Source organism: Rhodococcus sp. BP-261, from assembly GCF_019835205.1.
Lineage (GTDB): Bacteria > Actinomycetota > Actinomycetes > Mycobacteriales > Mycobacteriaceae > Rhodococcoides > Rhodococcoides kyotonensis_B.
The window spans coordinates 18,914-38,011 of sequence record NZ_JABUCO010000014.1 but is presented as its reverse complement, the minus strand read 5'-3'; the positions used below and the strand labels follow the sequence as shown (position 1 = coordinate 38,011).

Genomic DNA, 19,098 nt, shown 5'->3' with positions numbered 1-19,098 from the left:
AGGGCAGACTGAAGGGATGCACACCTCCAAGCTCATCGAATCGATTCCTGCGAAATTGTGGATCGGCGGCCTCGCGGTCGATGCCGAGAACGGTGCGACGTTCGAGGTCAAGGATCCTGCTACCGGCAAGCCTCTCACCCGGGTCGCCGACGCCAGTGCGGGCGACGCGATCAAGGCGCTCGACGCGGCCGCCGGCGCCCAGAAGTCCTGGGGCAAGACTCCCGCTCGTGAGCGCGGTGAGATTCTGCGCGCGGTCTTCGAGAAGATCACGGCACGCGCCGACGACATCGCGGCCGTCATGACGCTCGAGATGGGTAAGGCTCTTGCCGAATCGAAGGCCGAGGTCAAGTACGGTGCCGAATTCTTCCGATGGTTTGCGGAAGAGGCCGTTCGCGTCGACGGCCGCTACACCCCGGCGCCTGCGGGCAACGGACGCATCCTGGTCACCAAGGTGCCCGTCGGGCCGGTTCTCGCCATCACACCGTGGAACTTCCCGCTCGCGATGGGGACTCGGAAGATCGGACCTGCGCTGGCGTCGGGATCGACGATCATCGTCAAGCCCGCGAGCGAGACGCCCCTGACCATGCTGTTGCTCGCGCAGCTGTTCGCCGAGGCAGGACTGCCCGAGGGTGTCCTGTCCGTGCTGACGACGTCGAAGTCCAGCGCGGTCAGCGCACCCTTGTTGGAGGATCCGCGGTTGCGGAAGCTGACGTTCACCGGCTCGACGGAGGTGGGTCGCAAGCTCGTCGAACAGTCTGCGGGCAGCTTGTTGCGGACGTCGATGGAGCTCGGCGGCAATGCGCCGTTCGTCGTGTTCGACGACGCGGACATCGACGCGGCCGTCGACGGTGCGATTCTCGCCAAGCTGCGCAACGGCGGCGAGGCGTGCACCGCTGCGAACCGTTTCCACGTCGCCAACAGCGTTCGCGAAGAATTCACGGCGAAACTCGTCGAGAAGATGAAGACGTTCACGCTCGGACCCGGCATCGATCCCGACACCAAGCTCGGGCCGCTGATCAACGCCGACCAGCTGAGCAAGGTCCAGGAACTCGTGGACGACGCCGTGAACGCCGGTGCGACGGTGGCGCTGGGCGGCGAGGCCGCAGGCGGTGACGGCTACTTCTATCCCGCGACCGTTCTCACCGACGTTCCTGCGAAAGCACGAATTCTGAAGGAAGAGGTCTTCGGACCCGTCGCACCGATCGTCGGATTCGACACCGAGGAAGAAGGAATCGCGGCCGCGAACGACACGGAATTCGGTCTCGCGTCGTACATCTACACGCAGGGGCTCGATCGAGCGCTACGGGTCGCCGACGCCATCGACAGCGGCATGGTGGGCGTCAACCGCGGAGTCATCTCGGACGCGGCGGCGCCGTTCGGTGGTGTGAAGGCTTCCGGCTTCGGTCGCGAAGGGGGAAGCGAGGGGATCGAGGAGTACCTGGAGACCAAGTACATCGCTCTGAGCTGACCGAAACGCTCGTTGTGCACGGGTTGCCGTGCACAACGAGCGTCGAGGTTGTCAGCTACCGGACGTACAGGGCCCGGCGTCCAGCGGCCCGGGTGTCTAGCGGCCGAGACGTCCGCGGCCGAGGCGGAGAAGAAGCATTGCAAGCGTGTGCCCTTCCTGGCCGAGGGCGCTGAAGCGGTCGAGAACCTTCATCTCACGGCTGTGGACCATGCGAGGACCACCCGAAGCCATGCGGGTGCGGCCGATCAACTGCGAGACCTCGGTGCGGCGCTGGATGGCGGCCAGGATCTCGGCGTCCAGGCGGTCGATCTCCTGGCGGAGATCGTCGATCTCTGCCTCGGTCGACGGCAACGTGGATTCGGAGTCGCTCTGCGTGGTGGATGCCATTTTCTCTCCTAGTGTCACTTCGTGGATCGTTGGCTTGTTCGTCACCGTTACGCGGGTGCGTGGGTCGGAATGTCGGCAATTACATGAAGAAACCCCGGACCCTCGTCGAAAAGAGGACCTCGGGGCGCGCACTGCTACCGACAATCCCCTTGTCTCGTCGCTGGTAGATCGACCGACGGCAGGAGGCGGCGACGGACGGCTGTTTCGATCACCGATCCAGTTTGCCACTCGGATGCCGCCCGTGAAAAGTCGGCTGTTCGTGCGACGTCCTCGGCGATGACGTCCTGTCGGTCCCCACCGGTAATCTGGTTGCGCGATGAACACGAATCTTCAGGTTGTACCGATGCCAGGTAAGAGCAAATCGGAAGCGCTGTTGGAGGGGCTGAATCCCCAGCAGCGCGAGGCCGTGGTGCATTCTGGATCGCCGTTGCTCATCGTTGCAGGTGCAGGCTCGGGTAAGACGGCCGTCCTGACGCGTCGCATCGCCTACCTTCTGGCCGAGCGGGGCGTCTCTCCCGGGCAGGTACTGGCCATCACGTTCACCAACAAGGCTGCCGCCGAGATGCGTGAACGTGTTGCAGGTCTCGTCGGTCCACGCGCCAACAGCATGTGGGTGTCGACGTTCCACTCCAGCTGCGTCCGCATCCTGCGCAGCCAGGCATCGTTGCTGCCGGGTCTGAACTCGAACTTCTCGATCTACGACGCCGACGACTCGCGTCGCCTGCTGACGATGATCTCCAAGGATCTGCAGATCGACACGAAGAAGTTCTCGGCGCGGTTGTTGGCCACGCACATCTCCAACCTGAAGAACGAGCTCATCGGCCCCGAGGACGCCGCAGCGGACGCGGAGAAGGAGACCGTCGAGCTGCCGAAGCTCATCGCGCGCGTCTACGGCCACTATCAGCAGCGCCTCCGCGCCGCGAATGCCATGGACTTCGACGACCTGATCGGCGAGACCGTCGGGCTGCTTCAAGCTTTTCCACAGGTCGCCGAGTACTACCGTCGACGGTTCCGCCATGTGCTCGTCGACGAGTACCAGGACACCAACCACGCTCAGTACATGCTCGTGCGTGAGCTCGTGGGCCGTGAGGATTCCGACGGGGCACTCGAGGGCACCGTCGAGCCGGGGGAGCTGTGTGTCGTCGGTGACGCCGATCAGTCCATCTACGCATTCCGTGGCGCGACGATTCGCAATATCGAGGAGTTCGAGCGCGACTACCCCGATGCGCGCACCATCCTGCTAGAGCAGAATTACCGGTCGACGCAGAACATTCTGTCGGCGGCCAACTCCGTCATCTCGCGTAACGCGGGCAGGCGCGAGAAGCGGCTGTGGACCGACTCCGGTGAGGGCGAGCTGATCGTCGGCTACGTCGCGGACAACGAGCACGACGAGGCGTCGTTCGTCGCGTCGGAGATCGATCGGCTGGTCGACGGCGAAGGAGTTCGCTACGACGAGGTCGCGGTCTTCTATCGCACCAACAATTCCTCCCGTGCGCTCGAAGAGATCTTCATCCGCCTCGGGCTTCCGTACAAGGTCGTCGGCGGCGTTCGGTTCTACGAACGCAAGGAGATTCGCGACATCGTCGCCTACCTGCGTGTGTTGTCCAACGAAGACGACACCGTCAGTATGCGTCGCATTCTCAATGTGCCCAAGCGCGGAATCGGCGATCGCGCCGAGGCGTGCGTGGCCGTGCATGCCGAGCAGCGCGACATCAGCTTCGCTCGGGCTCTGCGCGACGCGGCCGACGGCAAGGTTGCGCTGCTCAACTCGCGTGCGCAGAAGTTGATCGGTCAGTTCCTCGATCTGCTCGACGAACTGCGTGACGTACTCGGCACCACGGACGGTGACGGCAACGACATCGCCGACATCGGTGACGTCGTCGAAGCCGTGCTCGATCGGACGGGCTACCGCGCCGAACTCGAAGGCAGCAGTGATCCACAGGACGGCGCGCGTCTCGACAACCTCAACGAATTGGTCAGCGTCGCAAGGGAGTTCACGTCGGAGGCGCGAAACCTGGCGGCCGTCGAGGCGGAGCTCGACACCGATGACGTCGTCGACAAGGATGCCGCCGACGAGGGTCTGCCCGAGCCCGGTTCGCTCGCGGCCTTCCTCGAACGAGTGTCCTTGGTCGCCGATACCGACCAGATTCCGGACTCCGGTACAGGCGTCGTCACGCTGATGACGCTGCACACCGCGAAGGGGCTCGAATTCCCGGTCGTCTTCGTGACGGGCTGGGAAGACGGTCAGTTCCCACACATGCGGGCACTCGGTGATCCGCACGAACTGTCAGAGGAACGCAGGCTCGCGTACGTCGGCATCACTCGGGCGCGCCATCGGTTGTACGTGACGCGCGCGATCATGCGTTCGGCATGGGGTCAGCCGATCAACAACCCCGAATCGCGCTTCCTGCAGGAGATTCCGCAGTCCTTGATCAATTGGAAGCGCGAGGATCCGGGTATCTCCGGCCGCGCGATCGGCGGTGGACGGCCGCGGTCCGGATTCGGCGGGGGCTTCGGCGGTGGCGGCTTCGGCGGCGGTGGGTTCGGCGATCGGCCGTCGACCCCCAGCTTCGGTGCGCCCCGACCCAAGAACAACACGCTGGTGCTGGCCGTCGGCGATCGCGTCAACCATGACAAGTACGGCCTCGGAACGGTCCTCGAGTCCACCGGAAGCGGTACGTCGGCCATGGTGCTCGTCGACTTCGGCACGTCCGGTCGCGTCAAGATGATGCTCATCGGTGGCGTGCCGATGACCAAGCTGTAGCTCCGCGATCCTGGGGTGGCGAGTGGCGCGGGGTGAGCGAATGACGCCTTGGGTCACTCTGAGTGACCGGATGAGGCCCTCGGTTGGGCGCGGGGCGCGGCGCGAGCGAATGACGCCCTGGGTCACTCTGAGTGAGCGAATGAGGCCCTCGGTCGGCGCGGAGCGCGGGGTGAGCGAATGACGCCTTGGGTCACTCTGAGTGACCAAATGACGCCCTCGCTCCGCCAAAGGTGACCGAATGTCACATTCGGTCAGAAAAACCAGGGGCCAGAGAAGGCGTACGACGCCGACTGAACTCAGTCCTGCTCGGGACCGAGGCTGATGCCGCGGGATGCCAGCCAGGGCAGCGGGTCGATCTTGTTTTCGCCGGGCAGGTGCACCTCGAAGTGCAGGTGAGGTCCGGTGGAAAAACCGCGGTTACCCATGCGCGCGATCTGGTCGCCTGCCATGACTTCCTGGCCGACGGTGACGTTGGCGCTGTCGATGTGGCCGTACACCGTGATGGTGCCGTCGGCGTGCTGCAGACGAACCCACATGCCGAACCCGGATGCAGGACCGGCGTCGATGACTTTGCCGTCGGCGACGGCGAGGATCGGTGTACCGATGGCGTTCGCGATGTCGACACCGGCGTGGAGGACGCCCCAGCGGATGCCGAAGTTGGATGTGTAGGTTCCGACCGCCGGGAGGACGAACAGCGGGCGTCGTGCCGCTGCTTCGCGGGCGGCGCGTTCTTCGCTGAAGCGCTGGCCCTTGGCGAGCAGGTCGTTGAACTGGCTGAGATCGACCGGGTTCGCGACGTTCAGGATCTGCGGGGCCGACGACGGCGAAGCCGCAGCAGTGTCCGTTGCGTAGTCGGCGGCCTCGGGGGTGGTCGTCGCGGCGATGCCGGGGGCTGCGGGAGCCGCTCCGGCTGCGAGCGCAACCTCCTCGGACGAGCTGGCGGCGGCGGGTTCGTGATCGACGACGGCCTGGCCCGCTGCGACAACGGCACCGGCGGCAACGGCGAGAACCGCTGCGCGGCCCTTGAGTGCGGTGGGAGGCGTCGGAATGCGGTGCGCTCCGCCTCGGCGGGCGACGGCCTCGATGGTTTCGGTCACGGAGTCGTCGGCTGCGTCGTCCATCTCGGACACATGCAGCTCGGAGTCGTGATAGGTCTTGGCTGCGCCGTAGCTGCTGGCGAAGTAGTCGTACCGGCTCGACTCGAGGTTCTCGGCCTCGGAGCCCCAGCTGGTGTCCCGGGTGTACACGGTGTCCTCGATGAACACGGTGTCGGGCGAGTAGACGGCAGGTGCGCTGTCGGTAACCGCTGCCGGCTTGACGAATCGGCTTGCGGTGAAGGACGCGCGGTGTTGCGACAAGACCTGCGGCCTCCGTTTCGTGATCTGCTCGTGACTTAAGACTCGGCAGACGGTAACGAAACGATTGCAAGCGGCGCAAGTTTTACGGGCCCCGCGGTCGGATATGTGAGATGGCTCACAACGCGAACAGGCGAAACGCGGAGACGCCCTGGGGTCTCCGACAACGCCGGAGTACCCCCGATTCCGTTGTCGAAACACGACGAGCGCATCACGTGTTCCCGGGGCGACGAACGATAGCGTCTGTCGTGTGGCGTCCTCATCTCAGATCCACCGGTCCGACAAGGCTTCCCCTCGAGTGATCGAGGGCAGGGCACAGGACGACAAGAGCGCTCGCCCTCCCGCGATCGCGGCCGCGGCGGTCGCGTCGATCGCAGCGGTTCTCGCGCTCGCCGCCGTCGTTCTCGACCCCGTGACTGCGACGTCGGGTGATGGCCCGACGGGCGGCGTCGTCGGCGCGAGTCTGGTGGCGTCCGTCCTTCTCGCGGTCGTCGCCGTCGGCGCCTGGCTGGCGGTCGTTCGCAGTCCTGCCCTGGCCGGAGCCGTGACGGCGGGATACGGGGCGGTGGCCGTCGGACTGACCGTTCTCGATCTCGGCCTGCTCCTGGATCCGATCGACGCGAACCGGCTGGAGCTGTTCCGCCCGATCACCGCAGCGGTGCTCGAGCCGAGCGCAGGCGCCTATGTGGTGGTGGCGTCGCACGCACTCGCAGTGCTTGCCGGCCTGCTCGGCTGGATCGCGGTCGGTCGAGCATCGCTGAGCGACGGGTACGGCCAGTCGGCCAGCCCGGACCTGACCGGGCGCGCCGCCGCCGCACGCGTCGGCGGTCTGCTGTCGACGGTGGCCGTGGTGGCGGCCGTGATCGGCGCGGGGGCCCTGTTCGTTCCGCCGTTCGTCTCGACCGATTCGATCGTGCTCGTGCCTGCGGTCGTCGAGTCGCCGTGGACGACGGCCGTCGGCTCGGCTCTCGCCGCATTGGCAGTCCTCGTCGTCGCGGCGTCGGCACTGGCATCGATCTCGCCCGTCGTCGCGTCGGGCGCGTTGTTCGGTGCGGGTGCGGCACTGATCGGTCTGACCGGGTCGCGGCTGCTCGCCGGTCTGGCGTCCGGCCCCGGGATCGAGGTGTCCCCGGGCTCCGTCGCGGGGACGGCCGCTGCCGTCGTCCTTCTCGCCGCCGGGGTCACGGCATGGCCGGTGGCAGCCGCGCGTGAGCGTCGGGCAGGGTCCGATCGCGTCCGTCGGTCGGGGCTCGACGACGGACATCTGTCGTCGACGCGGTGGCACGTCGTCGCAGGTGTGGCCGGTGTCGTGTCCGGCGTGGCGTCGATCGCAGGTGGGCTGCTAGCTGTTCTCGTCGTTCCCGACGGTCTGCCGACACCGACGATCCTCGCGACCCGCACCGCCGTCATCGCCGGGTTCGTTCTCGTCGTCGCGTCGGTGCCGCTGTTCTTCTCGCTGTTCGCGGCAACGGTCCGCCCTGCAACGGGTGTGCTGAGCGTGTCCGTCGTGATGACGGGCGCCGGCGTACTGCAGGCCGTCGTGCTCGCAACGGACATCGACGGCATCGCGATCGGATCCGGCGGGCTGGCGATCATTGTCGCCGTCGTCGCGGCCGTGGTGTGCGGTTCCGCGACGCTCCTGGCGGGAAGCGCGGAGCGTGACGACGTCGACACGTCCGACACGACGGGAGACCGCGTCGTCGGCGCGGTTGCCTTGCTCGGTGCCGTCGTCGCCGCGATCGGTCTCGCGCTCCCGCTCTACAGCGGCTCCGACGTCACCGCAGCCACGGTGACCGAAATCCCGTGGGGTTGGGACGTGTGGGGCCAGATGGCTCTCGCGGTGACATTGGTGGTTGCGGCCGTCGTCGCTGCCCGTTCGAGGCCTGCGCGCGGTGCCGCGCTTCTGGCGGGCGGGTCGGCGGCCGTCGTCGTCTACGTGGTGGGCTGGCCGCTGACTTCCGGGCGTGCGACGGACCCGACGGTCGGTCCAGGTGTCGTCGCCGGAGCCCTCGGCTGCGTGATTCTCGTTGTGGCGGCGCTGCTTTCGGCTCGACGGCGCGCTCGATGAGACCTGGGACACATGCCGCGTACCGGTGAGATAGACCACATAGGTTCCGGGTGGGCGATGAAGCCTCCGGGCACCTGGATAAAGTCGATGACCGGACCCGCTCACACCCCTTGAGCGGGCGTCAACGTAGACGAGACGGTGAGCTGATGGATCTCTTCGAATACCAGGCGAAGGAATTGTTCGCCAAGCACGACGTACCCACGTCCGCAGGCCGTGTCACCGACACGGTTGCTGGTGCAACTCAGATTGCCGAGGAAATCGGCAAGCCTGTGATGGTCAAGGCACAGGTCAAGGTCGGCGGTCGAGGCAAGGCCGGCGGCGTCAAGTACTCCAAGGACGTCGCGGCAGCTACCGAGAACGCAGAAGCGATCCTCGGCCTCGACATCAAGGGCCACGTCGTGAAGAAGCTTCTCGTTGCAGAAGCCTCCGACATCGCCGAGGAGTACTACATCTCCTTCCTGCTCGACCGCACCAACCGCACCTACCTCGCGATGTGTTCCGTCGAGGGTGGCGTGGAGATCGAGGTGACGGCCGAGGAGAACCCGGACGCACTCGCGAAGATCCCGGTCGATGCCGTGAAGGGCGTCGACCTCGCATTTGCTCGTGATATCGCTGAAAAGGGCAAGCTGCCCGCCGAGGTGCTCGACGCCGCTGCGGTGACCATCCAGAAGCTGTGGGAAGTCTTCATCAAGGAAGACGCGCTTCTCGTCGAGGTCAACCCGCTGGTTCGCACCCCCGACGACCAGATTCTCGCGCTCGACGGAAAGGTCACGCTCGACGCGAACGCAGACTTCCGCCACGAAGCCCACGCGGACTTCGAGGACAAGGACGCGGCCGATCCTCTCGAGGCCAAGGCCAAGGAGAACGACCTCAACTACGTCAAGCTCGACGGACAAGTCGGCATCATCGGCAACGGCGCCGGACTGGTCATGTCCACGCTGGACGTCGTCGCATACGCCGGTGAAGCGCACGGTGGCGTCAAGCCTGCCAACTTCCTCGACATCGGAGGCGGCGCCTCCGCAGAGGTCATGGCTGCAGGCCTCGACGTGATCCTCGGTGACGAGCAGGTCAAGAGCGTGTTCGTCAACGTCTTCGGTGGCATCACCGCGTGTGACGCTGTCGCCAACGGCATCGTCGGCGCGCTGAAGAAGCTGGGCGACGACGCCAACAAGCCGCTGGTAGTGCGTCTCGACGGCAACAAGGTCGAAGAGGGACGCAAGATTCTCGCCGACGCCGCGCACCCGCTGGTGACGCTCGCCGGAACCATGGATGAAGGCGCCGACAAGGCCGCCGAGCTGGCAGCGAAGTAGAGGAAACCATGTCTATCTTTCTGAACAAGGACAACAAGGTCATCGTCCAGGGCATCACCGGTGGCGAGGGAACCAAGCACACCGCCCTGATGCTCAAGGCCGGCACCAACGTCGTCGGTGGCGTCAACGCACGCAAGGCCGGCACGACGGTCAAGCATGTCGACGCACAGGGCAACGACATCGAGCTTCCCGTGTTCGCTTCGGTCGCCGAGGCAATCGAGAAGACCGGTGCGGACACCTCCATCGCGTTCGTTCCCCCGGCATTCTCCAAGGACGCCATCGTCGAGGCGATCGACGCGGAGATCCCGCTGCTCGTCGTCATCACCGAGGGCATCCCCGTGCAGGACTCCGCTTACGCGTGGGCCTACAACGTGGAGAAGGGCAAGAAGACCCGCATCATCGGCCCGAACTGCCCCGGAATCATCACGCCCGGTGAGGCTCTCGTCGGCATCACCCCGGCGAACATCACCGACAAGGGACCCGTCGGCCTCGTCTCGAAGTCCGGCACCCTGACCTACCAGATGATGTACGAACTCCGTGACTTCGGCTTCTCGACGGCCATCGGCATCGGTGGAGACCCGGTCATCGGTACGACGCACATCGACGCCATCGAGGCGTTCGAGAACGACCCCGAGACCAAGCTGATCGTCATGATCGGTGAGATCGGTGGCGACGCCGAAGAGCGTGCGGCCGACTACATCAAGGCCAACGTGACCAAGCCGGTCGTCGGCTACGTCGCAGGCTTCACCGCTCCCGAGGGCAAGACCATGGGCCACGCAGGCGCCATCGTCTCCGGCTCGTCGGGCACGGCTCAGGCGAAGAAGGACGCGCTCGAGGCTGCAGGCGTCAAGGTCGGCAAGACGCCGTCCGAGACCGCTGCACTCGCTCGCGAGATCCTGGAATCGCTTTCCGTGAAGTAAGCAGTTCCTGTCGAAAGGGCCCGTCGCGTCAGCGACGGGCCTTTTTCGTACGCTCTATCGGCATCGATGTCACGTGGCAACCGATAGACGGTTGTGGTGGTCCATCGATGCGGTCGTGGAAGGGAGTACCAGCGTGCTGACTGCAGAGCTCGCCCAGCGAGTCGTCGACCAGGTGCGTCCCGTGGTCGAGCACAACGTCAACATCATGGACGACCGCGGCGTCATCATCGCGTCGGCCGACCCGTCCAGGCTCGGAACGAGTCACGACGGGGCCATCGCTGCGCTCGCGAAGCGAGACATCGTCCGGATCGCGCGCGACCGCGAGCAGTCCAAGGCCGGTGTCAACGTGCCCCTGGTGATCGACGGGGAAGCCGTCGGGGTGGTGGGCGTGACGGGCAAGCCGTCTGTCGTCGAACCCGTTGCGCGCGTGGTCGTCCTGACGGTGATGCTGCTGGTGCGTCAGGAACAGCAGCTCGTCGATTCTCATTGGCGGGCATCGACTTTGCGAGATTTGCTGAACACGCTGATCAGTGAACCGAGAGTGTCCGAGACGCGTGTGAGCGCCGTGCTCGACGATGTGGGACGCCCCAGTCGTCCTCCGTGGAGTGTGCTGGTCGCGTTCGACACGGCAGGCACGGACGCACAGCCGTCGAGGTTGGAGTCCTCGATGACGGGACTCGACAACGTCGTCGGCATCGAACGCGCCGGTGTCGTCTGGTTTCTGCTCGGACGAGCGAACGACGGAGTGCGGAGCGTGGTGCTGGACAGGCTGCGCTCGCGTGGTGCGACGGTCGTCGCCGGACGTCCGTCCGCGACGACCGCGGAGCTCGTCGTCGACGCCAAACGTCTCGACATTCTCACTCGCACAACGAAAGTGAACGACGGTGGCGTTCACGAGCTGAGTGGGTTCGCTCTCGAGATCCTGCTGGCGCAGCAGGCGACGGAACTGTCCACGGACTGCGCGTCGCGCACCCTCGGTCCGTTGTCCGCCACGTTGCGTCACACGGCTGCGGTCGTGTTGGCGCACGATCTTTCGGTGGTGGCGTCGGCAGCGGCATTGCACGCGCATCGCAATACCGTCGTGCAGCGGTTGAACCGCATCCAAGCTCTGACCGGGCTCGATCTCCGTACGTTCGACGATGCGGTCACGATGCGCATCGCATTGGCAGCTGAATCGATCAACAGAGCGTAAAGAGTGCGCGACGCACTGATGTTTGGGTGAAATCGATCCGATCTATGTGTCCGACGCCTATATCTGGCCGAATCTTTGTGACCTAGCCTACAGAGATGGAGCAAAAGAGACTTACCGTCGTCACGGCTCCGGACTCGTTCAAGGGCTCCTGCTCTGCGGCGGAGGCCGCTGCGGCCATGGCCGACGGAGTACGGGACGCCCTGGGTCCGGCGGTGACGGTGATCGAATGCCCGCTGGCGGACGGCGGGGAGGGCACGCTCGACGCTCTCGCGGCGGGATTGAACGCCGATATCCGTGAGGTCGATACCGTCGACGCCATCGGGCGCCCTCGTCGTGCCCGGGTTGCCGTATCCGCCGACGGCACAACAGGAGTCATCGAGGCCGCGGAAGCGAACGGACTTCCGCACGTGTCCGATGTGGACCTCCAGCCGATGCGCGCAGACAGTTACGGGGTCGGGATCCTGGCGCGTCATCTGATGGACGAGGGTGTCACCGACATCCTGCTGTGCATCGGCGGCAGCGCGAGCAACGACGGAGGCATGGGCTTCGCGAGTGCGCTGGGTGTGAAGTTCCTCGACGAGTCCGGGGTCGAAGTCGCCAGCGGTGCACAGGGGTTGGGCGAAATTCGCTCGGTCGACATGACGGGTAGGCATCTGCGTGCAGCCGACGTGCACTTTCGCGTCGCGCTTGACGTCGACAACCCGCTGCTCGGAAGCCGCGGCGCTGCATCGGTTTTCGGGCCGCAGAAAGGCGCGACTCCGGAGCAGGTTCGGGTCATCGACGCCGGGCTCGCGAATCTCGCGGCGGTTCTTGCCGATTCGACGGGTGTCGATGCGCGCGAGCTGTCGGGCGCGGGTGCTGCAGGCGGAATGCCTGCGTGCCTGTCCGCAGTACTGACGACGGAATTCCTTCCGGGCTCCGAACTCGTGATGGGCGCCGTCGGATTTCGTGAGCTCTGCGCGCAGGCGGATCTCGTCCTGACCGGCGAAGGCTCGTTCGATTCGCAGTCGTTGAACGGAAAAGTCGTTGCGGGCGTCGCCGGTGCGGTACCGTCCGGATGTCCTGTCGTCGTGGTGGCGGGGCGAGTGATGCTGGATCCGAAGGAAGCTCGGGATGCGGGCATCACCGCAGCCGTGTCGATCGCCTCCGGACCGTCGACTCTGGTCGAGATGACCGATGAGGCAATCGATCTGATTCGTAGCAGCGCCTCGCACATCGCCGCCATGTACGGCACCTTCTCCCCCTCCCTGGGTCATTCCGCAGGCTCCACTCCTGCAGCTGATTGCTAGAAAAATCGAAAGAGACCTGATGTTTCAACAGATCAACGATCCCGTCGGCGGGTCCCTGGCCCTGTCGGCCCTGGTCGCTGCCATCCCCCTCGTCACGATGTTCGTGCTGCTCGGCGTGTTTCGCGTCAAGGCGCACCTGTCGGCCCTGACCGGACTGGCCATCGCGCTGATCCTGGCCGTGGTGGTGTGGAGCATGCCCGTCGGGCAGACTCTCAGTGCGGCGGCCGCCGGTGTCACCTACGGCCTGACCCCGATCCTCTGGATCTTGATCACCGCATTGTGGATCTACCGACTCAGCGCCGACACCCCGTGGTTCGAGACGCTGGGAACGACCATCCGGTCGATCTCCAACGACCTCCGAATCCTGGCTGTTCTCATCGCCTTCTGCTTCGGAGCCCTGCTCGAGTCGCTCGCAGGCTTCGGTGCGCCCGTTGCCATCACGGCCGCAATGCTGATCGCGACGGGCATGAATCCGATCAAGGCCGCAGTCATCTGTCTGCTCGCCAACACCGCGCCGGTCGCGTTCGGATCGATGGGTACCCCGATCATCGCACTGAACGGCGTCACGGGAATCGAGCTGCACGAACTGTCCAGCATGGCCGGTCGTCAGACACCGCTCGTCGCCATCATCGTGCCGATGCTGCTCGTCCTCCTGGTCGACGGCAAGCGCGGCATCAAGCACACGTGGCCGGTCGCGCTCGTCGCGGGCTTCGTCTTCGGTCTCGCTCAGTTCCTGGTGTCCAACTACATCGCGGTCGAGCTGACCGACGTGCTCGCCGCAGTCGCGACGATCATTGCGGTACTGGCGTTCCTCCGCGTCTGGCAGCCGAAGGAGATCATCTCCAGCACAGAGCCCACGGATGCCGATCGCATCGAGACCGGCGGAATCGACGGCGGCGGTACCGGATCGTCCGGCACCGCGACGGCGGTCACCGGCGCAGTCGTCGTCAAGCGGCCCCCGCTGCGTCACGTTCTGATGGCTGCAGCTCCGTACCTCGTCGTCATCGTGATCTTCTCGATCGCTCAGATTCCGGCCGTCAAGTCCGCTCTCGTGGGAATCGGTAGTACGACGTTCCAGTGGCCGGGTCTCGACGTGGTCGATGCCGACGGAAATGCCGTTGCCGCACAGAAGTTCAAGTTCGACCATCTCGCCGCGACGGGAACCCTGCTGCTGCTCTCGGGCATCATCACGATGGGTATCTACAAGATCAGCCCGATGCGGGGCATCCGCACGTTCGGCGCCACCCTCGTGCAGCTCAAGTGGACGATCGTCACCGTCACGTCGGTGCTCGCGCTGTCGTTCGTCATGAACCTGTCGGGTCTGACCACATCGCTCGGACTGGCGCTCGCGTCGACCGGCGCGTTCTTCGCCGTCCTGTCGCCGATCATCGGTTGGCTGGGCGTCGCGCTGACCGGCTCCGACACGTCGTCGAACTCGCTCTTCGGCGCCATGCAGGTGACCGCGGCCGATCAGACCGGCTTGTCGGCCACGCTGATGGCAGCGTCCAATTCGTCGGCAGGCGTCATGGGCAAGATGCTGTCGCTGCAGAACCTGGCCGTCGCATCCGCCGCGGTGGGCGTCGTCGGCTCGGAGAGCACACTGTTCCGCAAGCTGCTTCCGTGGAGCCTCGGACTGCTGGCCGTCATCACGGCGCTGATCGTGCTCCAGTCCACACCGGTCCTCGGCTGGATGGTTCCGTAGCAACTCGCCACGGTAGCGTCGTAGACACAGCCATCGAAAGCCCGCGTGGGGCAGTCCGTTCCTCGGGCTGCCCCATTCGGCCGCGGTACGGGTGAGTAGATCCGCCGCGTGCACCACGAACACGAGAACGAGGAGTAGTCATGACCGAACGAGACGGCGAGTCCCGGATTCCGGTGGAACTCGCCTACGGCAGAACCGGTCTGACGATCGAACTGCCCGAGCACCGCACCACCGTCGTCGCGCCCACCTACCAGCCCGCATCCGACGACGTTCCGAGCCTGCTGCGTCAGGCGTTGGCCAAGCCGGTTGCAGGGCCGCCTCTGCGCGAGGTGGTCAAGCCGGGCCAGAAGATCGCAGTGTCACTGTGCGACCTGACCCGGCCACAACCCCGTGAACTGATGGTGCGTGCGCTGCTCGCCGAGCTGGAGGGCATCTCCACCAAGGACGACTTCACGCTGCTGGTCGCCACCGGAACCCATCGTGGCAACACCGACGAAGAACTGCGGATCATGCTGGGCGACGAGCTCGTCGACACGATGCGCATCGTCAATCACGATGCACGCGACGACGATTCGCTGAAGTGGATGGGCACCTACGGTGACGGGGTGCCGGTCTGGCTGAACCGGATCTGGGCCGAGTCCGACGTCAAGATCACTACGGGCTTCGTCGAGCCGCACTTCTTCGCTGGGTTCAGTGGCGGCCCGAAGCTCGTGGCGCCCGGGCTCGCCGGCCTCGACACGGTCCTGACCCTGCACAACGCGGCCCGCATCGGTAGTGAGAAGGCGACATGGGCTGTCTGCGAGGGCAATCCGGTGCACGACGACGTGCGTGCGATCGCGTCGGGCACGGGCGTCGATTTCGCTCTCGACGTCGTTCTCAACCGCGAGCAGAAGGTCGTCGCAGCATTCGGCGGTGAACTGCTGGCGATGCACGAGACGACACGCGAGGTGGTGCGAGAGCTGTCGATGGTCCCGGTGCCGCAGCTGTACGACGTGGTCGTCACCACCAACTCCGGCTTCCCTCTGGACCAGAGCGTCTACCAGGCAGTGAAGGGAATGACCGCTGCCGCAACGGTAGTCAAGCCCGGTGGTCTCATCATCTGCGCCGCCGAGTGCAGCGACGGTTTCCCCGATCACGGATCGTTCCGTGAGGTCCTCGCCTCCGAGTCCACGCCCGCCGAACTGCTGACGGCCATCTCGGCACGTGAGAAGACGGTGCCGGATCAGTGGCAGGTTCAGGTACTCGCGCGTGTACTCGCCAAGGCGCGCATCGGCATGCACACGACGTTCCTGTCCGACGAGGAACTGCGCACCGCGCATCTTTTCCTCGTCGAGGACATAGCTGCCGCAGTCGACGAAGAGCTGCGACGCGTCGGACCCGAGGCTCGTGTCTGTGTTCTTCCCGAAGGGCCGCAGACCATTCCGTACGTGTCGGCGGTGCAGTCGTGACTGTGTCGGACGCAGCCGAACGCTTGACGGCTCGGCTGGCAGGGGAAGAGAAGCTGTTGGTGGCGTTCTCGGGCGGCGCGGATTCCGCGTTGCTCGCGACGGCAGCGCATCGCGTGCTCGGTGACCGTGCAGTCGCCGTCACCGCGGTGTCGGCGAGTCTGCCGTCCGCCGAACGTGCCGCGGCACGCCGGTTCGCCCGCGAGCAGGGCATCGCTCACGTGGAGGTCTGCACGGATGAACTCGACGATCCGGAGTACGTCGCGAACACCGGAAACCGGTGCTTCCATTGCAAGAGTGCGCTGTTCGACGCGTTGACTCCGTTGGCGACGTTGATGGGTGCGCGTATGGCCCTCGGCACCAATCTGGACGATCTCGGCGATCACCGCCCAGGCCAGACCGCTGCGGCACAGCGCGGTGCCATCGCGCCGATGGTCGATGCAGAACTGACCAAGGCAGATGTGCGAGCAATCAGCGCCGAGTGGGGTCTGGTCACGGCGGACAAGCCTGCGGCGGCGTGCCTCTCGTCGCGCATCGCATACGGCGACCGGGTGACGGCCGAGGTGCTCGGTAAGATCGAGCACGCCGAGCAGGCGCTGCACGACCTCGGGTTCCGAGAGCTCCGAGTGCGTACCCACGCCGACGGTACGCTCGCGCGCGTGGAGGTAGCCGAGCGAGACATGGCTGCTGCGTTCGACTCTCGCGACGACATTCTCCGCATCCTCGACCGAGCGGGATTCGTGTTCGGTTCGCTCGATCTTCGCGGCCTGAGAAGCGGAAGCATGAATGCGCTGCTGAGCCTGACGCCGGTCGTGCGATGATGCGCGAGCCGAACTACACCGTCGACCTGGATCGCGAACGTCGGCAGGGACTTCCGGAGGTCGTGTACGGACCGGGCAAGACCGATGTCGAGATCGTGCGCATCGTCGAGCTGTTGCTGCAGAACAACTCCGGGCCGGTGCTGGTCACCCGGGTCTCCGCGGACACAGCAGCGGTAGTGGGGGACGCGGTTCCCGGTTCCACATACGACACCGTCGGCCGCGTGCTCGCCTGGCGTAGCGCGGCACCGGAGGCGTTCACGCTCGGTGTCGTCACCGCGGGCACTGCCGACGGTCCGGTCGCGTCGGAAGCAGCGGCGGTCGCGTCGGCGATCGGGTTGTCGGTCACCGAGATTCGCGACGTCGGAGTCGCCGGAATCCATCGGATCATGGCCCGCGTCGACGAAATTCGTGCCTTCGACGCCGTCGTGGTCGTCGCCGGTATGGAAGGTGCGCTGGCCAGTGTCGTCGGAGGGCTCGTCGCGAGTCCGGTGATCGCGGTGCCGACCTCCACCGGATACGGCGCCGCGTTGGACGGTGTCACCGCGCTGCTGGCGATGATGACCTCGTGCGCCGCGGGCGTGACCGTCGTCAACATCGACTCCGGTTTCGGTGCTGCCATGGCTGCGTTCCGGTTGGCGCAGTCCTACACGCGAACGAAGGCCGTCGAATGATTCTGTGGCTCAACCCGATTGCAGGAATTTCGGGGGACATGATGCTGGGCGCGCTGCTGGACCTCGGTGCCCCGATCGACGTCGTTCGCGACGCGATCGAGTCCACGGGCATCACCGGCTGGACGCTCGAGACCGAGTCGGTGGAGAGGCAGGGGGTGCGCGCGACGCACGCGATCGTCACGGTCGACGACCACGTTCCCGCCCGTCACGCGTCGGAGTTGCTGGACATGGCCTCACGGGCTGTGCCGGAACAGGTTTCGCAGTTCGCGGTCCGCGCGATCCGCTCGGTTGCCGAGACCGAGGCGAAGATCCACGACTCCACCGTCGAGAAGGTACATCTGCACGAGTTGGGTGGCGTCGACACGATCGTCGACACCGTGGGCGTCGCTGCTGCGTTGGCGGCGCTCGACATCACGGCGGTGTATTCCGGCGCCGTCGGTCTCGGCATCGGGCAGACGCACGCTGCGCACGGGCTGCTGCCGGTGCCCGCGCCTGCCACGCTCGGCCTGCTCCGGGGCGCGCGTGTCGTGGGAGTGGACACGGACACCGAGACGGTCACCCCGACCGGTGCCGCGTTGCTCGCCACCTCGGGAACGCGGTACGGTCCGGTCCCCGCGATGACGATGCACAGCGTCGGATACGGTGCGGGCACGCGGGACACCCCGGGCCGGCCGAACGTCCTGACCGCGGTCCTGGGGACGCCGGTGTCCGACGCGGATCCCGTCGACGCGATGGTCGTGCTCGAGACCAACCTCGACGACGTGACGGGCGAAGTGCTTGCTGTCGTCGTCGAGCGTCTGCTCGCCGCAGGCGCCGCCGATGCCTGGATCTCGCCCGGAACCGGCAAGAAGGGCAGGCCGATGCACACCGTCTCGGCGCTGTGCTCACAACTGGCAGCGGCGACGGTCGAGGAACGGCTGCTCGCGGAGACCGGCACGCTCGGTGTGCGTCGTACGATCGTCGACCGTCGTACGTTGCCTCGTCGGTGGATCGACGTCGAAATCGAAGGCATGACGGTGCGGGTCAAGGTCGGGCCGCACCGCGCGAAGCCCGAGCACGACGATCTGCACCGCGTATCCGACGCAACGGGAATCCCGGTCCGGACCCTCGCGGACCGAGTGATGGCGTCGATACCGGCTCAGTAGATCGAATGGGTAAGAGTCGCGGAGTAGGTGTCGGCGAGTAGGTCGGTGTCCGGGACAAAGATGTCCACAGTGGCAGTCCAGCTGGTCAGGCATGCCACACCGCCCCCTGCCTTGGCGTCGACGGCAGTCGGTCCCAGCGGCTTCTTGTTGACCGCAGGCGACTTCGCCAACAGGAGAGTGCAATTGGTCTCCGGCGCCGAGTAGTACGCAACAGGCTGCACGGTCTTGTTTGTTCGTTCCCCGCGGAACGGCGACAGGCTTACCGTCGACGTCCATGGCCCGAGAACATTGACCACACTGACACCGATGGTGCCGGACCACTGCGATCCGGGCTGGATGGGGCCTTGCCCCACCAATTCGCTGCCCAGCTGGATGTTCAGCAGGCTCGCAGCCGGTGCTGCGGCCGGGCGCGGAGCTCCAGCCCGTGCTGCCGACGTCGTTGTGGCCGGCGTCGTCGAAACAATCGGGGCGGGTGATGTCGTCGATGGCAAGGCGGTCGTGGTCGAAGCAGCCGTCGTGGTCGGAACTGTGGTGCTCGGGAGCGTGGCCTCAGTCGTCGTC

15 protein-coding genes are annotated in these 19,098 nt (G+C 65.8%); 12 read left to right on the top strand and 3 right to left on the bottom strand.

What is annotated here, in order from left to right; genetic code table 11:
* The first annotated feature begins 16 nt into the window (after positions 1-16).
* Complete coding sequence (locus HQ354_RS16070; RefSeq protein WP_068424547.1) at positions 17-1,468, top strand: NAD-dependent succinate-semialdehyde dehydrogenase; 1,452 nt, start codon at positions 17-19, stop codon at positions 1,466-1,468.
* A 96-nt stretch (positions 1,469-1,564) separates the two neighbouring features.
* Here HQ354_RS16070 and HQ354_RS16065 read toward each other — a convergent pair whose 3' ends face one another.
* Entirely contained in the window at positions 1,565-1,855 is a 291-nt protein-coding gene (locus HQ354_RS16065; RefSeq protein WP_068424545.1) for a chorismate mutase, read from the bottom strand.
* Between the two features lie 316 nt (positions 1,856-2,171).
* Here HQ354_RS16065 and pcrA point away from each other — a divergent pair, with 316 nt between their 5' ends.
* Complete coding sequence (pcrA, locus tag HQ354_RS16060) at positions 2,172-4,619, top strand: DNA helicase PcrA (protein WP_222634656.1); 2,448 nt, start codon at positions 2,172-2,174, stop codon at positions 4,617-4,619.
* Between the two features lie 296 nt (positions 4,620-4,915).
* Here pcrA and HQ354_RS16055 read toward each other — a convergent pair whose 3' ends face one another.
* A complete protein-coding gene (locus HQ354_RS16055; protein WP_222634655.1) occupies positions 4,916-5,977 on the bottom strand; it encodes a M23 family metallopeptidase in 1,062 nt (353 codons plus the stop codon).
* Between the two features lie 247 nt (positions 5,978-6,224).
* Between HQ354_RS16055 and HQ354_RS16050 the strand changes: the two genes are divergently transcribed.
* The 10 genes from HQ354_RS16050 to larC all read left to right on the top strand — a co-directional run bounded on the left by HQ354_RS16050 (position 6,225) and on the right by larC (position 18,537).
* Complete coding sequence (locus HQ354_RS16050) at positions 6,225-8,042, top strand: hypothetical protein (protein WP_261768838.1); 1,818 nt, start codon at positions 6,225-6,227, stop codon at positions 8,040-8,042.
* Positions 8,043-8,188: 146 nt separating this feature from the next.
* Positions 8,189-9,352 carry an ADP-forming succinate--CoA ligase subunit beta gene (gene sucC, locus HQ354_RS16045; protein ID WP_068424535.1) on the top strand — a complete coding sequence of 388 codons (1,164 nt, stop codon included), beginning with the start codon at positions 8,189-8,191 and terminating at the stop codon, positions 9,350-9,352.
* Positions 9,353-9,360: 8 nt separating this feature from the next.
* Complete coding sequence (sucD, locus tag HQ354_RS16040) at positions 9,361-10,272, top strand: succinate--CoA ligase subunit alpha (protein WP_068424533.1); 912 nt, start codon at positions 9,361-9,363, stop codon at positions 10,270-10,272.
* Positions 10,273-10,405: 133 nt separating this feature from the next.
* A complete protein-coding gene (locus HQ354_RS16035; protein ID WP_222634654.1) occupies positions 10,406-11,464 on the top strand; it encodes a sugar diacid recognition domain-containing protein in 1,059 nt (352 codons plus the stop codon).
* Between the two features lie 95 nt (positions 11,465-11,559).
* The gene (locus HQ354_RS16030) at positions 11,560-12,753 is read left to right on the top strand and encodes a glycerate kinase (RefSeq protein ID WP_222634653.1); all 1,194 of its coding nucleotides are present in this window, start codon (positions 11,560-11,562) and stop codon (positions 12,751-12,753) included.
* A 19-nt stretch (positions 12,754-12,772) separates the two neighbouring features.
* A complete protein-coding gene (locus tag HQ354_RS16025) occupies positions 12,773-14,455 on the top strand; it encodes an L-lactate permease (protein ID WP_068424528.1) in 1,683 nt (560 codons plus the stop codon).
* A gap of 140 nt (positions 14,456-14,595) precedes the next feature.
* A complete protein-coding gene (gene larA, locus HQ354_RS16020; protein WP_261768837.1) occupies positions 14,596-15,903 on the top strand; it encodes a nickel-dependent lactate racemase in 1,308 nt (435 codons plus the stop codon).
* A complete protein-coding gene (larE, locus tag HQ354_RS16015) occupies positions 15,900-16,721 on the top strand; it encodes an ATP-dependent sacrificial sulfur transferase LarE (protein WP_308115182.1) in 822 nt (273 codons plus the stop codon). The genes larA and larE overlap by 4 nt, the downstream gene beginning before the upstream one ends.
* Entirely contained in the window at positions 16,718-17,392 is a 675-nt protein-coding gene (gene larB, locus HQ354_RS16010; RefSeq protein ID WP_222634652.1) for a nickel pincer cofactor biosynthesis protein LarB, read from the top strand. The genes larE and larB overlap by 4 nt, the downstream gene beginning before the upstream one ends.
* Positions 17,389-18,537, top strand: a complete 1,149-nt coding sequence (gene larC, locus HQ354_RS16005; protein WP_167676787.1) for a nickel pincer cofactor biosynthesis protein LarC — start codon at positions 17,389-17,391, stop codon at positions 18,535-18,537. Before larB ends, larC begins: the two co-directional genes overlap by 4 nt.
* On the opposite strand, the gene HQ354_RS16000 is transcribed toward larC, so the two are convergent.
* Positions 18,531-19,028 carry a hypothetical protein gene (locus HQ354_RS16000; protein ID WP_222634651.1) on the bottom strand — a complete coding sequence of 166 codons (498 nt, stop codon included), beginning with the start codon at positions 19,026-19,028 and terminating at the stop codon, positions 18,531-18,533. The two genes, larC and HQ354_RS16000, sit on opposite strands and share 7 nt — an antisense overlap.
* Positions 19,029-19,098 lie beyond the last annotated feature (70 nt).